Source organism: Enterobacter sp. R-1.6.2, assembly GCF_035064085.1.
In the GTDB taxonomy this organism is placed as follows: Bacteria; Pseudomonadota; Gammaproteobacteria; order Enterobacterales; family Enterobacteriaceae; genus Enterobacter; species Enterobacter asburiae_B.
Window position 1 is genome coordinate 84478 of sequence record NZ_JASEYI010000001.1, and the last position, 12571, is coordinate 97048.

11 protein-coding genes are annotated in these 12571 nt (G+C 56.3%); 5 read left to right on the forward strand and 6 right to left on the reverse strand.

All coding sequences use genetic code 11. The features are described 5' to 3' along the window. Positions 1-202 precede the first annotated feature (202 nt). Positions 203-1699, forward strand: a complete 1497-nt coding sequence (gene ansP / locus QMN93_RS00390; protein WP_023311978.1) for an L-asparagine permease — start codon at positions 203-205, stop codon at positions 1697-1699. A 49-nt stretch (positions 1700-1748) separates the two neighbouring features. On the opposite strand, the gene QMN93_RS00395 is transcribed toward ansP, so the two are convergent. Then, on the reverse strand, positions 1749-2810 hold the full coding sequence (locus QMN93_RS00395; RefSeq protein ID WP_193139349.1) for a YncE family protein: 1062 nt from the start codon (positions 2808-2810) through the stop codon (positions 1749-1751). Positions 2811-3052: 242 nt separating this feature from the next. Here QMN93_RS00395 and pqqU point away from each other — a divergent pair, with 242 nt between their 5' ends. Continuing rightward, positions 3053-5167 carry a TonB-dependent receptor PqqU gene (pqqU, locus tag QMN93_RS00400; RefSeq protein ID WP_182410822.1) on the forward strand — a complete coding sequence of 705 codons (2115 nt, stop codon included), beginning with the start codon at positions 3053-3055 and terminating at the stop codon, positions 5165-5167. Positions 5168-5286: 119 nt separating this feature from the next. On the opposite strand, the gene QMN93_RS00405 is transcribed toward pqqU, so the two are convergent. The 3 genes from QMN93_RS00405 to QMN93_RS00415 all read right to left on the reverse strand — a co-directional run bounded on the left by QMN93_RS00405 (position 5287) and on the right by QMN93_RS00415 (position 7892). Beyond that, positions 5287-5955, reverse strand: coding sequence for a GntR family transcriptional regulator (locus tag QMN93_RS00405; RefSeq protein WP_023311981.1), 669 nt, complete (start codon positions 5953-5955; stop codon positions 5287-5289). 255 nt (positions 5956-6210) lie between these two features. After that, positions 6211-7251: an NADP-dependent oxidoreductase gene (locus QMN93_RS00410; protein WP_033145679.1), complete on the reverse strand. Its 1041-nt coding sequence runs from the start codon at positions 7249-7251 to the stop codon at positions 6211-6213. A gap of 65 nt (positions 7252-7316) precedes the next feature. Beyond that, positions 7317-7892 (reverse strand): helix-turn-helix domain-containing protein, encoded by a 576-nt coding sequence (locus QMN93_RS00415; protein WP_023311983.1) that lies wholly within the window; start codon positions 7890-7892, stop codon positions 7317-7319. A gap of 148 nt (positions 7893-8040) precedes the next feature. Between QMN93_RS00415 and QMN93_RS00420 the strand changes: the two genes are divergently transcribed. Both QMN93_RS00420 and QMN93_RS00425 read left to right on the forward strand, forming a co-directional pair. Next, positions 8041-8559, forward strand: a complete 519-nt coding sequence (locus QMN93_RS00420; RefSeq protein ID WP_032656843.1) for a GNAT family N-acetyltransferase — start codon at positions 8041-8043, stop codon at positions 8557-8559. Then, positions 8556-9005 carry a DMT family transporter gene (locus QMN93_RS00425; protein ID WP_033145681.1) on the forward strand — a complete coding sequence of 150 codons (450 nt, stop codon included), beginning with the start codon at positions 8556-8558 and terminating at the stop codon, positions 9003-9005. The genes QMN93_RS00420 and QMN93_RS00425 overlap by 4 nt, the downstream gene beginning before the upstream one ends. A gap of 3 nt (positions 9006-9008) precedes the next feature. Here the strand turns inward: QMN93_RS00425 and QMN93_RS00430 are convergent, their stop codons facing one another. Both QMN93_RS00430 and QMN93_RS00435 read right to left on the reverse strand, forming a co-directional pair. After that, complete coding sequence (locus QMN93_RS00430; RefSeq protein WP_126795571.1) at positions 9009-9242, reverse strand: YdcY family protein; 234 nt, start codon at positions 9240-9242, stop codon at positions 9009-9011. Between the two features lie 96 nt (positions 9243-9338). Next, positions 9339-10937: an ABC transporter substrate-binding protein gene (locus tag QMN93_RS00435; protein WP_032656839.1), complete on the reverse strand. Its 1599-nt coding sequence runs from the start codon at positions 10935-10937 to the stop codon at positions 9339-9341. A gap of 283 nt (positions 10938-11220) precedes the next feature. On the opposite strand from QMN93_RS00435, the gene QMN93_RS00440 reads away from it, so the two are divergent. Beyond that, the gene (locus QMN93_RS00440; RefSeq protein WP_323619087.1) at positions 11221-12567 is read left to right on the forward strand and encodes an SrfA family protein; all 1347 of its coding nucleotides are present in this window, start codon (positions 11221-11223) and stop codon (positions 12565-12567) included. The last annotated feature ends 4 nt before the right edge of the window (positions 12568-12571 follow it).

The window sequence follows — 12571 nt, forward strand, 5'->3', positions numbered from 1 at the left end:
CTTCGACGTGCATCACTTTCGGCACGGTTATATTTTGCGTCGCTTATGAATTGCAGGTAGGATGCCTCGCCATGTTTCGCCTTATCCATACGCAGAATGACTGGGAAGGCGACATGTGTTTGCGCAGAAGCAATCGTTTGTATTGCGCTCTGCCAGGCAGGACTATCACGATAATGGTTCAGACAGGCAAACAGGTAACTCAATGAAAACAAGCAATAAAAGCGCAGCCGATCATCATGCTGCTAAACGTCGCTGGTTGAACTCCCACGAAGAGGGCTACCACAAAGCGATGGGCAACCGTCAGGTTCAAATGATCGCCATCGGCGGCGCTATCGGAACGGGGCTGTTTTTAGGTGCGGGTGCGCGTCTGCAAATGGCTGGCCCGGCTCTCGCCCTGGTCTATCTGGTGTGCGGGATCTTCTCTTTCTTCATTCTTCGTGCGCTGGGCGAACTGGTACTGCATCGCCCTTCCAGCGGAAGCTTCGTCTCTTACGCCCGTGAATTCCTCGGTGAAAAAGCGGCCTACGTTGCGGGCTGGATGTACTTCGTCAACTGGGCGATGACCGGTATTGTCGATATCACCGCCGTTGCGCTGTATATGCACTACTGGGGCGCGTTTGGCGATGTGCCGCAGTGGGTCTTTGCGCTTGGCGCGCTGGCGATTGTCGGCACCATGAACATGATCGGCGTGAAGTGGTTCGCGGAGATGGAGTTCTGGTTTGCGCTGGTAAAAGTGCTGGCCATCGTGGTGTTCCTGGTCGTGGGTACCGTCTTCCTCGGCAGCGGTAAACCGCTGGACGGCAATGCCACCGGCTTCCATCTGATAACCGATAACGGCGGATTCTTCCCGCACGGTCTGCTGCCTGCGCTGGTCCTGGTTCAGGGCGTGGTGTTCGCCTTCGCCTCCATCGAACTGGTGGGCACCGCAGCAGGTGAATGTAAAGATCCGCAGACCATGGTGCCAAAAGCCATTAACAGCGTGATCTGGCGTATCGGTCTGTTCTACGTCGGTTCCGTGGTGCTGCTGGTTCTGCTGCTCCCGTGGACTGCCTATCAGGCAGGTCAGAGCCCGTTTGTGACCTTCTTCTCTAAGCTCGGCGTGCCTTACGTTGGCAGCATCATGAACATCGTGGTCCTGACCGCGGCGCTCTCCAGCCTGAACTCCGGTCTTTACTCTACCGGTCGTATCCTGCGCTCCATGTCGATGGGCGGTTCTGCGCCGAAGTTCATGTCAAAGATGAGCAAGCAGCAGGTTCCCTATGCGGGGATTCTGGCAACGCTGGTGGTTTACGTTTTTGGCGTGTTCCTGAACTATCTTGTGCCGTCCCGCGTATTTGAGATCGTTCTGAACGTGGCTGCACTGGGGATTATCGCCTCCTGGGCCTTTATTGTGGTCTGCCAGATGCGTCTGCGCAAAGCGATCAAAGAAGGCAAAGCGGCTGATGTGAGCTTCAAGATGCCGGGCGCACCGGTGACCTCCTGGCTCACCCTGCTGTTCCTGTTCAGCGTGCTGGTGCTGATGGCGTTCGACTACCCGAACGGTACCTACACCATCGCGACCATTCCTCTGCTGGCCGTACTGCTGATTGCCGGCTGGTTTGGCGTGCGTAAGCGCGTTCACGAGATCCACAGCACCGCGCCGGTTCATCACGACGATGAAAAACACGACGCACCGCTGGTAGAAGAAACCTCGCGTTAAGCGTCCGTAAGCATCAAAAAGGGAAGGCAAATGCCTTCCCTTTTTTTATTTACAGCGCGATACGAATGACGTCGTCAGGCTGGGTGGCTTCCTGCTGGCGAGTCGATTTTTGTTTCACCGTCACGTACAGGGTTTTGCCATCGGCAGAGAGCGCCAGGCTGTTCGGGTAGACCGGCGTGTCGAAGGTTTTTGTGACCTTATACGTTTTCGCGTCAATCACGCTCACCTTACCGGCTTCACGGTGCGTCACATAGGCTTCATTGCGGGCCGGGTTAAACAGGACCGCCAGTGATTCAGGTGCGGCGATCTTCTCAATCACGCTACCGTCTTTCAGGCTCACCACCAGCACTTCCGGCTGTTTTGAATCGGTCAGGAACGCGCGCTGGCCGGCGGTATCGAGGCTGAGGTTCAGGTAGAAGTGCTCTTTACCGTCATCCTGCACCTTTTTGCGGCTCAGGATTTTATTGGTGGCCGTATCTATGGTTACCAGCTCGCCGTCCGCATTCGTGGTATAGAGGCGTTTCGCCTGCGCATCCAGCGCCAGACCGGTGCTGTACGTACCGGTATTGGCAATGGTCTCTTTCAGCTTCAGCGTGGCGCCATCCACCACCCAAATCACGCTCTCTTTGCCGACGCCGGTGATGTAAATCGTGTTGTTCGCGTCATCCGCCACCAGCTGGCGCGGCTGCAGCGGTTTGACGGTTTCACTGCGCTGGCGATTATCAAGCACCAGACGCCCTTTCACGTCGCCCGTTTTCGCATCGATGGCCGTCACAGCGCCGTTGATGGTGTTGCCAAACCACAGGGTTTGCGTCGCGCCGTCGAGCGTGGCGCCAAAGGGTTTGAGATCGCTATGAATCGCCTGCGTCACGTCCAGCGTGACCGGGTCAAGGCGATAGATAACTCCGCCCTTATCGGTTTTGCGGCTTTGCGAGGTCGCCACCCACAGCGCATTCTCCTGCTGGCTGACCGCCATTTCATACGCCCCTTTGCCCACCGCTTTACGCAGCACCTCTTCGGCGGCATGCACCTGGAACGTCCCGGCAAGCAGTAAAGTGGCAGACAGCAGTGACAGGCTCAGACGCGGCGAGCACAGATGACGTAAAGACATAACAATTCCTTTTTTGAAAAGAGGGGGTTGGGCTGACATCACTTCCGGCAGGCAACGTCATGGCATTGCCTTTTGATAATGAGAATAGTAATCATTAATGAACTGAATGTGGAGTTTTTCTTTCGCGCTTCGCCTTTCATTAACGCAATGTGCGGTTATAGTTTTCAAAACATTTACAAAACCTTTAACATGTATGGACATGTTCCATTTGGTTCGTTTATACACCACAACCGGTTTTATTCATGAAAATCATTTCTGCCCGTAAGGCTTCTCTCCCGCTGCTGCTGGTTCCCGTTATTTTCGCGCCGCTAACCGCAATGAGCGCGGAGGAACAGACCATGATCGTCAGCGCCACGCCGCAAACCGTATCGGAACTGGATACCCCGGCCGCGGTCAGCGTCGTCAATGGCGATGACATGCGCCACGCCGCGCCGCGCATCAACCTGTCTGAATCTCTTGGCAGCGTCCCGGGACTGCAAATTCAGAACCGCCAGAACTATGCCCAGGATCTCCAGCTTTCAATGCGTGGGTTTGGTGCCCGCTCAACGTTTGGCGTGCGCGGTATCCGTATGTATGTCGACGGTATCCCTGCCACCATGCCGGACGGACAGGGCCAGACCTCTAACATCGATCTCTCCAGCGTGGAGAGCGTTGAAGTGCTGCGCGGCCCCTTCTCTGCCCTGTACGGCAACGCCTCCGGCGGCGTGATTAACATCAACACCCAGACCGGTCAGCAGCCGCCGACCATTGAAGCCAGCAGCTATTACGGCAGCTACGGTACCTGGCGCTACGGCATGAAAGCCACCGGCGCGATGGGTGACGGCACCCACGCGGGCGATGTGGATTACACCGTTTCCACCACCCGCTTCACCACCAAAGGCTACCGCGACCACAGCGGCGCGCGCAAAAACCTCGCTAACGCCAAACTGGGCGTGCGCATTGACGACGTCAGCAAGCTGACGCTGATTTTTAACAGCGTGGACATGAAGGCCAACGATCCGGGCGGGCTGAGCTATCAGGAGTGGCAGAACAATCCGCGTCAGTCTCCGCGCGGCGATCAGTACAACACCCGCAAGACCATCAAGCAGACCCAGGCCGGCCTGCGCTACGATCGTCAGCTCAGCACCCAGGACGATCTCAGCGTGATGATGTACGCCGGCGAGCGTGAAATGACGCAGTACCAGTCGATTCCGTATCAGCCGCAGCTGAAAGCCTCCCACTCCGGCGGCGTGATTGATATGCAGCGACACTATCAGGGCGTGGATACCCGCTGGACACACCGTGGCGAGCTGCTGGTGCCGGTGACCTTTACCACCGGTCTGAACTACGAAAACCTGAGCGAAGACCGTCGCGGATACGAAAACTTCGTGATGAACAACGGCGTGCCGGATTACGGCGTGAAGGGTGACAAGCGTCGAAACGAACGTAACCTGATGTGGAACGTTGACCCTTACCTGCAAACCAGCTGGCAGCTGACGCAGAAACTGTCGGTGGATGCGGGGGTGCGCTACAGCTCGGTCTGGTTTGATTCCAACGACCATTACGTTACGCCGGGCAACGGCGATGACAGCGGTGACGCGAGCTATCACAAGTGGCTCCCGGCCGGTTCCGTGAAGTATGCGGTGACGGACGCATGGAACCTCTACGCTGCCGCAGGTCGTGGATTCGAAACGCCGACCATCAACGAGCTTTCCTATCGCGCCGATAACCAGGGCGGCCTGAACATCGGCCTGCAGCCGTCCACCAACAACACGTATGAAGTGGGCAGCAAAACCCGCATCGGCAATGGCCTGCTGACCGCGGCGCTGTTCCGCACCGATACGGATGATGAGATCGTGGTGGATGCCAGCTCTGGCGGGCGTACCAGCTATAAAAATGCCGGTAAAACCCGTCGTCAGGGGGTGGAAGTCTCCCTCGACCAGCAGTTTGCCGAGAACTGGAAGCTGAAGATGGCGTGGACTTACCTGGATGCCACCTACCGGACTAACGTCTGCAGCGACGCAGACTGTAACGGTAACCGGATGCCGGGCATTGCCCGCAACATGGGTTACGCCTCGTTTGGCTGGCAGCCGGAGGAAGGCTGGTACGCGGGTTCAGACGTGCGCTACATGAGCGATATCATGGCCGACGACGAGAATACGGCGAAAGCGCCGTCGTATACGGTGGTCGGGCTGAACACCGGGTATAAATTCAACTACGGCAGCTGGGGCATGGACGTCTTTGGCCGCGTCGATAACCTGTTCGATAAAGAGTACGCGGGCTCGGTTATTGTCAACGAGTCAAACGGTCGTTATTACGAGCCTGCACCAGGCCGTAACTACGGGGTCGGGCTGTCGGTCTCTTATCGCTTCGAGTAAGCGATAAGAAAAGTTTATTTAATTAATGAAATAACGCTCCTGATGGCAATAAACCATCAGGAGTTATTCACCAGATAAATAATTAGGGGCGAAATATAGTCGCTCTGCTAAATAATCTCTTAGTTAAAATATTGTCGCTGTAAAAGCAAATTCGCTTCATCAATCACCTTATCAATCGCCTTCTGGCAGGCAACAACATCTCTTCGCTCCAGGGCGGAAAGCAGTTCGTCATAGTGATATGTCGAGGCTTTGATGTCGTTAAGCTCCTGATGTAGATAGTTCATACAGGGCCCGATGCGCACCCACAGCTGCTCAATTAAGGCATTAAGCGTAGGCATTTCCGCATACTGATAAAGCGTAAACCGGAAGACGCGATTCGCATGCAATGCCTGCTGGACGTTCCCGTTGCGCATGGCCTCATGAAAGGCATCCGACAATTTGCGCAACGCCTCCAGTTTGCTATCAGACATATTCTGACAGGCCGCGGCGACCGCCATCGGCTCAAGCTGCTTGCGGATAGCGTTAATCTCGTTATAGCGCTCCAGCGTGACCTCCGGAACCAGAAATGCCTGCGCCGGCGTGGCGTGTAGCGCCCCTGATGACACCAGGCGCAACAGCGCCTCGCGAACAGGGGTAATACTGGTTCCTAATTTATCGGCAATCTCTTTCGTAATCAGTCGTGCCCCAGGTTTGAGTGAGCCTGTAATTAACGCTCCTTTCAAACTGTGTTCAACTTGCATGGTAAGACTGACCCTTTGGGCTTTTTCTAAGTGGTCCAAATCAAGCATGTTCAATTCCTGTAGCTAAAACTTAATGCTATTTTTAAACGCCAGTTTTAATAAAACGACGCTGGTCCGATATATCCTGTATCGTCATGCCTGGTGGTGGGAAGTACGTAAAAACATCAAAAAAGCAAAGTTTGTTTTTTTTATTGGTTCCGGGCCCATCCGGGATGCGGGCGCGAAATGCCATGTCCATTAATTAAAGACAATATATCGTATCTTCACAAATAAATATGGCGGGAAACCCCGCCATAGTGCTGTTTATTTATTGTCACTCGCGACGCGAATCACGACTTTGCCGAAGTTACGCCCTTCGAGCAGGCCAATCAGCGCCTCGGGCGCGTTCTCCAGCCCGTCCGTTATCTGTTCACGATAGTGAATTTTGCCCTCCTGCACCCAGCGTCCCATCGCTTCCTGGAACTCCTTAATGCGGTGACCGTAATCCTGGCCGATGATAAAGCCCTGCATACGAATGCGTTTCTTCAGGATGGTCGCCATCAGGAGCGGCAGGCGATCCGGCCCCTCGGGCAGGCCCGTCGCATTGTAGCCGCTCACCAGGCCGCACACCGGCACGCGCGCGGAGGTATTCAGTAACGGCAGCACGGCGTCAAATACTTTGCCGCCGACGTTTTCATAATAGACGTCAATTCCTTGCGGACAGGCGCGTTTCAGCTGTTCGGCAAAGTCCGCCGCGTGATGATCCAGACACAGGTCAAACCCGAGGACCTCAACGGCATGGCGGCATTTTTCAGCCCCACCGGCGACCCCGACCACCCGGCAACCTTTGATTTTACCGATCTGCCCGACGGTCGCGCCAACCGGGCCTGTCGCCGCGGCGACCACCAGCGTTTCGCCCGCTTTTGGCTGCCCGATATCCAGCAATCCCATATAGGCGGTAAAGCCCGGCATGCCCAGAATACCCAGCGCCCAGGAAGGATGTGACGGATTTTCGCCCAGCTTCACCAGGCCGCTGCCGTCCGAGAGTTCATACTCCTGCCAGCCGCTGTAGCCCAGCACCCACTCCCCGGCTTTGAAGTCGGGATGATTCGACTGCTCAACGCGGCTGACCGTTCCCCCCACCATTACCGCACCAAGCTCAACCGGAGGGGAATAGGATGGCGCATCGCTCATGCGCCCCCGCATGTAAGGGTCCAGCGACAGCCAGACGGTGCGCAGCAAAAGCTGTCCCTCAGCCGGGGCGGGAACAGGCTGCGTTTCGAGACGAAAATTTTCCGCCACCGGCGCACCCTGAGGACGGGAGGCCAGTACCCAGCGGCGATTTTGCGAAACAGGTTGATTCATCGGGATCTCCTTCTGGTACAAATGTCATTACAGCCTGGCTCACGATCGGCGTTATCGCATTAGCATTACGAGGCAGACTGGTTAAGCCGTACGACCAGATAGATGCAGGTTTCATTCGTTTCGTTGATGAACCGGCAGTCATTTGGCGGCCCCAGCTCGAGGCAGTCTCCGGCGTGCATTTCGTGGCGCGTATCGCCCTCCTGAAACACCAGCTCGCCGGACTGAAGCCAGATAAGCTGACGTGCCAGCGCGTAAGAAGAGGCAGGCATCGGAACATCGCTGCCCGCGGGCAGTTCAACCTGAACAAGGTCGATGGGCAGATCGGTGCGGGGAGAAACATGGCGGCGGAGGTAGTGCGTCTGTGGGTCGCGCCAGACGGGCTGGTTGGCAAGGCGCAGCAGCTTGCCCTCCTGCATTTCGGCCCGGGCAATGAGCGTGGACATGCTGATACCAAACGCGCCGGACAGACGGGCCAGCAAGGTGGCTGTCGGGCTACTGTCTCCGCGTTCTATCTTGTGGATCATCGCGCGCGAGACCCCTGCCCGGTCAGCAAGCTCGCTCAGGGACCATCCGCGAGACTCGCGTTCAAGGCGAATTCTTGCGCTAATCCGTTGATTCATTGTGTCTGTTATGGTGTTCATGACGTCATACTATAGTGTATGAACGGCATTTCAATGGGCTTTTGATAACAAAAAAATATGGCTTATGCCGTAGCGATCGGGCGATACGATTGTGTAATATCGTAGGAATAACGTAATACTATAGTAAACAACACACAGAGGGTTAATCATGATCGTTCGTCATGCCTGCAAGGAAGACTGCGCTGCGATAGGCGAAATCTACAACCACGCGGTGCTGCATACTGCCGCGATCTGGAACGATAAAACCGTCGATACCGATAACCGAATCGCCTGGTTTGAGGCGCGCACGCTCGCAGGTTACCCGGTTCTGGTGAGTGAAGAAAACGGCGTTATCACCGGTTACGCCTCTTTCGGTGACTGGCGCGCCTTCGACGGTTTCCGTCATACGGTTGAGCATTCGGTCTACGTCCACCCGGACCATCAGGGAAAAGGCATTGGCCGCACGCTGATGATCGCGCTGATTAACGAGGCCCGCGCCATCGGCAAACACGTGATGGTGGCCGGTATTGAAGCGCAAAACCATGCTTCGATTCACCTCCACGAAACGCTTGGTTTTGTCACCACGGGGCAGATGCCGCAGGTGGGAACCAAGTTTGGCCGCTGGCTGGACTTAACCTTTATGCAGCTGCAGCTGGACGAGCGCAGCGATCCGGACGCCATCCCATGAATCAATCCCTGACCCTGGCGTTTCTGGTGGCGGCGGGAATTGGTCTGGTGGTGCAAAACACCTTAATGGTGCGCATCACCCAGTCCTCCTCCACGATCCTTATCGCGATGCTGCTGAACTCCCTGGTCGGCATTGTGCTGTTTGTCAGCATTCTGCTGCTGAAACAGGGCGCAGCCGGATTCAGCGAGCTGGCCGCAACGGTGCGCTGGTGGACGCTTATCCCGGGGCTGCTGGGGTCATTTTTCGTGTTTGCCAGCATCAGCGGGTATCAGAACGTTGGCGCGGCGACGACTATCGCCGTGCTGGTGGCAAGCCAGCTGATTGGCGGGCTGGTGATGGACGTGCTGAGAAGCAACGGCATTCCGCTGCGCGCCCTGATTGGCCCGGTGTGCGGCGCGGTGATGCTGGTCGTCGGGGCCTGGCTGGTGGCGCGACGCCAGTTTTGAACGTTACAGTATGGTGCCGCCTTTGGTCAGCTGTTCCTCACGCGCGTCCAACTCCTCTTTATGCTGCTTACCGTGGTGCGAAATCGCGGTACGCAGACGCTGCTGCTGGGTGTAGCGTTCTTCACGGCTGAGATCTGCATCATCGCTTAATTCGATCAGCAGTTCATTCATATGGGTGATGACGCCCTCTTCAATGGCGGCATCGACACGGGCGGTAACTTCATTTAAATGTGACATTGTCACTCCTTGTTAATTGCCGGGTGGCGGCTACGCCTTACCCGGCCTACAGGGGGAACCGTAGGCCCGGTAAGCGCAGCGCCACCGGGCAACATATTAGTTCAGCTTCGCCTTAGAGAAATCGCTGCCCATCAGGCTCACGCTATATCCGGTCACGTTGCTGCGGGTCGCATAGAACGTTTTCCCGTTTGCCAGTGCGATCCACGGCGCCTGCTGGTAGAAGATCTCCTGCGCCTGGCCGTAGAGTTTCGCGCGCTCGGCCGGGCTGCTGGTCAGCTTCGCTTTTTGCACCAGATCATCATAACCCTTATCGCACCAGCGCGCGGCGTTTGATCCGGTTTTAATGCTGTTGCAGCCCAGCAGCACGTCGGCAAAGTTGTCCGGGTCGCCGTTATCGGACATCCAGCCAAACAGCGCGGAGTCATGTTCGCCTTTACGCATCCCGGAGAGATATTCACCCCACTCGTAAGAGACAATTTTGGCCTTCACGCCGACTTTCGCCCAGTCGCTCTGGATCATCTCCGCGATACGACGAGAGTTCGGGTTGTACGGACGCTGAACCGGCATTGACCACAGCGTGACTTCCGCCCCCTTCTCCAGCCCCGCCTGCTTCAGCAGCGCTTTCGCTTTTTCAGGATCGTAGCTGTAGTCCTTCAGGTCTTTATTAAAGCCCAGCATATTTGGCGGGATCGGCGATTTTGCCACCGTACCGGAACCCATAAAGACCGCATTGACGATAGCCTTCTTATCGGTCGCGTAGTTAAGCGCCTGGCGCACCAGCACGTTATCAAACGGTTTTTTCTCGGTGTTAAACGCCAGATAGCCGACGTTCAGCGCATCGACCGAGTGCAGCGTCAGGTCTTTGTTGTTCTTGATGGCGTCAAACTGAACCGGGGACGGTGCAGGAATAATCTGGCACTCGTTGGTCTGCAGCTTCGCCAGACGGGTTTCCACGTTCGGCGTGATGGAGAAGATGAGATGCTTCGTCGGCACCTCGCCTTCCCAGTAGTTCGGGTTAGCGACGTAGCGAATCAGCGAATCCACCTTGTACTGCTGCAGGACATAAGGCCCGGTGCCAATCGGCCAGGTGTCCACGTTTTCAGGCGTGCCTTTTTTCAGCATCGCGTCGGCGTATTCGGCGGAAAGAATCGAGGCGAAATCCATCCCCCAGTCGGCCAGAAACGCGGCGTTAGGCTCGCTGAGGGTGAACTGAACGTGATAGTCGTCGACCTTTTTCACGTCCTGAATCAGCTTATCGAGCCCGACGTCGTTAAAGTATTCGTAGTTGCCCTGCGACACGTTGTGATACGGGTGTTTAGGGTCTTTCTGACGCAGAACCGAGAAAATAACGTCATCGGCGTTAAAATCGCGCGTCGGTTTGAAGTATTTATTGCTGTTGAACTTCACCCCTTTGCGCAGGGCAAAGGTATAGGTCTTGCCGTCCGGCGAAATCGTCCAGGACTCCGCCAGCGACGGGACCGGGGTGTTTTTCACCGGGTCAAAATTGATCAGGCGGTTATACAGTACCTGAGAGCTGGCCACAAAAGACGGGCCAGAGCTGGCGATTTGCGGGTTGAAGGACTCGGGGGACGCTTCAGAACAGTAAATAAGGGTGTCGTTGTTTGCCGCCCATGCGGCACCGGCTGGTAACAGCGCGCTCAGCGCAAGGGCGAGCAGTGTTTTCCCTGTAGACATGGTTATAACCCTGACAGTTTTATTATATAAGACAGTAATAACAGCACAGGCGATATGACCTGGCAAATAACGAAACACTATCAGGTTATTCTAAAGCCGCGTTTTTTGCTGTTTTAACAGCCAGCGCCCGAAAAGGTGATTTGCCTTAAGGGCCATTATTCGTCAAGCACAACCGTCACTTTCTATGCCGCAAGAAATCGGTCCTTTTAGCGTCTCTTCCCCCGTTTGGTTGCTTCCTCGTTTCGTTAAAGTAACGGTGTGAAGAAGTATATGGGATCAAATCGTGGCAAAAACTCTTTTACGCAGCGGTAACCTGGATGACTTTCAGGCCGTGGGCGGCGGCGGACAAGCCGTTTTTGAATCAGCGTTACAAATCCGGGAAGCGCTCCGGTTGCGCAAACAACAGGCCATCGTCGACTGTCTGGCTATTCCGCAGGTCAACGACAGCGGTGACCGCGTGGACTGGTATTCCCCTGTTGAAGGGAGCGTAACCAGCTGGAAAGCGGCCGATGAAGATGACCGTTATCGCGCCCTGCGCTACCTGGAAAACACGCTAGCCAGCGTTGAGTCGTTAAGCAAGAAATGCCTCCTGTCGCCCAAAACCGCGCAGCAGCTTTTTGGTTCTCTGCTGTCGAAGGCGTTTCAGTTCCCGGGTGAAAACTTCCTCTTCCTGGTTGACGGAAAGCCGGTCATCAGCTTCTGGGGGTTCGTCAACCTGAACGAGAATGCGCGCGACGATGTTCTCGACTGCCTGCGTGAATCGCTGGTCCCTGAGCCCGCCCCCGTTGTGATTGAAGATCCTGAACCCGAGCCTGAGCCAGAACCGGTTGTAGCCTTTGAACACGCCGACGAGCCGCTGATCGCCCCTTCCACGGTGGTGCGCATCACGCCGGAAGATCTGTATGAGCCAGAGCCGGCCCCGGCCGTTGCGCAACCCGTTCAGGAACCGGCTGTGCCGATCGTCGCAAAAAAGCGCCGCGTTCCCCTGTGGACGCTGCCGGTTGCCGTCGCGATCGTTGCCGCCATTGCCGCACCGCTGCTGTGGCCAAAACAGTCGCCTTCCGCTGAGCCCGCCCCGGTGCCCGCCCCCCAGCCCGTAGAGAGTGCGCCAAAGCCGATCAAAGCGGTTGAGCCGCTGGCCATGAAATTACCGCTGCATCAGGCAGAGGTCATGGCAAGCAAAGAAAAAGAGCCTGCTCTGGCGCCTGCGCCACAGCCTGCCCCGGTGGTGATTGTCGCCATCCCGAAAGATGCCATGGTGATGGAAGCGAATCAGGTGAAAGCGGGATCGACGCGTTTCCTGAACGGCACCTGGCGTGCGGTTCTCGACGTGAAAGATCCGGTTACCGGCAAGCCGCCGTCAATGCGCTATCAGATCCAGAACAATAAGGGCTTCGCCCGGGTTGTCCATGGCGACAACGTTGTCTGCCGCGCGGAGGTCTTCTCCGGCCTGCACAGCAACGGCGAGCTGATGATTAAAAGTCGCGGTACTGCCCGCTGCACCGACGGTTCCCGCTACCCGATGCCGGAGGTTGCCTGTAAAGCAGGCGCCAGCGATATCGCAGAATGTCGCGCCCGTTATGATGCCAATACCGTCGTTCCCCTGACGTTCAAGAAAGCAGGTGCCTGATCCT

Bases quoted from the DNA above. Each gene is read 5' to 3' on its own strand.
- ansP (WP_023311978.1), top strand. From the start codon at position 203: ATGAAAACAAGCAATAAAAGCGCAGCCGATCATCATGCTGCTAAACGT.
- QMN93_RS00395 (WP_193139349.1), bottom strand. From the start codon at position 2,810: ATGTCTTTACGTCATCTGTGCTCGCCGCGTCTGAGCCTGTCACTGCTG.
- pqqU (WP_182410822.1), top strand. From the start codon at position 3,053: ATGAAAATCATTTCTGCCCGTAAGGCTTCTCTCCCGCTGCTGCTGGTT.
- QMN93_RS00405 (WP_023311981.1), bottom strand. From the start codon at position 5,955: ATGCTTGATTTGGACCACTTAGAAAAAGCCCAAAGGGTCAGTCTTACC.
- QMN93_RS00410 (WP_033145679.1), bottom strand. From the start codon at position 7,251: ATGAATCAACCTGTTTCGCAAAATCGCCGCTGGGTACTGGCCTCCCGT.
- QMN93_RS00415 (WP_023311983.1), bottom strand. From the start codon at position 7,892: ATGAACACCATAACAGACACAATGAATCAACGGATTAGCGCAAGAATT.
- QMN93_RS00420 (WP_032656843.1), top strand. From the start codon at position 8,041: ATGATCGTTCGTCATGCCTGCAAGGAAGACTGCGCTGCGATAGGCGAA.
- QMN93_RS00425 (WP_033145681.1), top strand. From the start codon at position 8,556: ATGAATCAATCCCTGACCCTGGCGTTTCTGGTGGCGGCGGGAATTGGT.
- QMN93_RS00430 (WP_126795571.1), bottom strand. From the start codon at position 9,242: ATGTCACATTTAAATGAAGTTACCGCCCGTGTCGATGCCGCCATTGAA.
- QMN93_RS00435 (WP_032656839.1), bottom strand. From the start codon at position 10,937: ATGTCTACAGGGAAAACACTGCTCGCCCTTGCGCTGAGCGCGCTGTTA.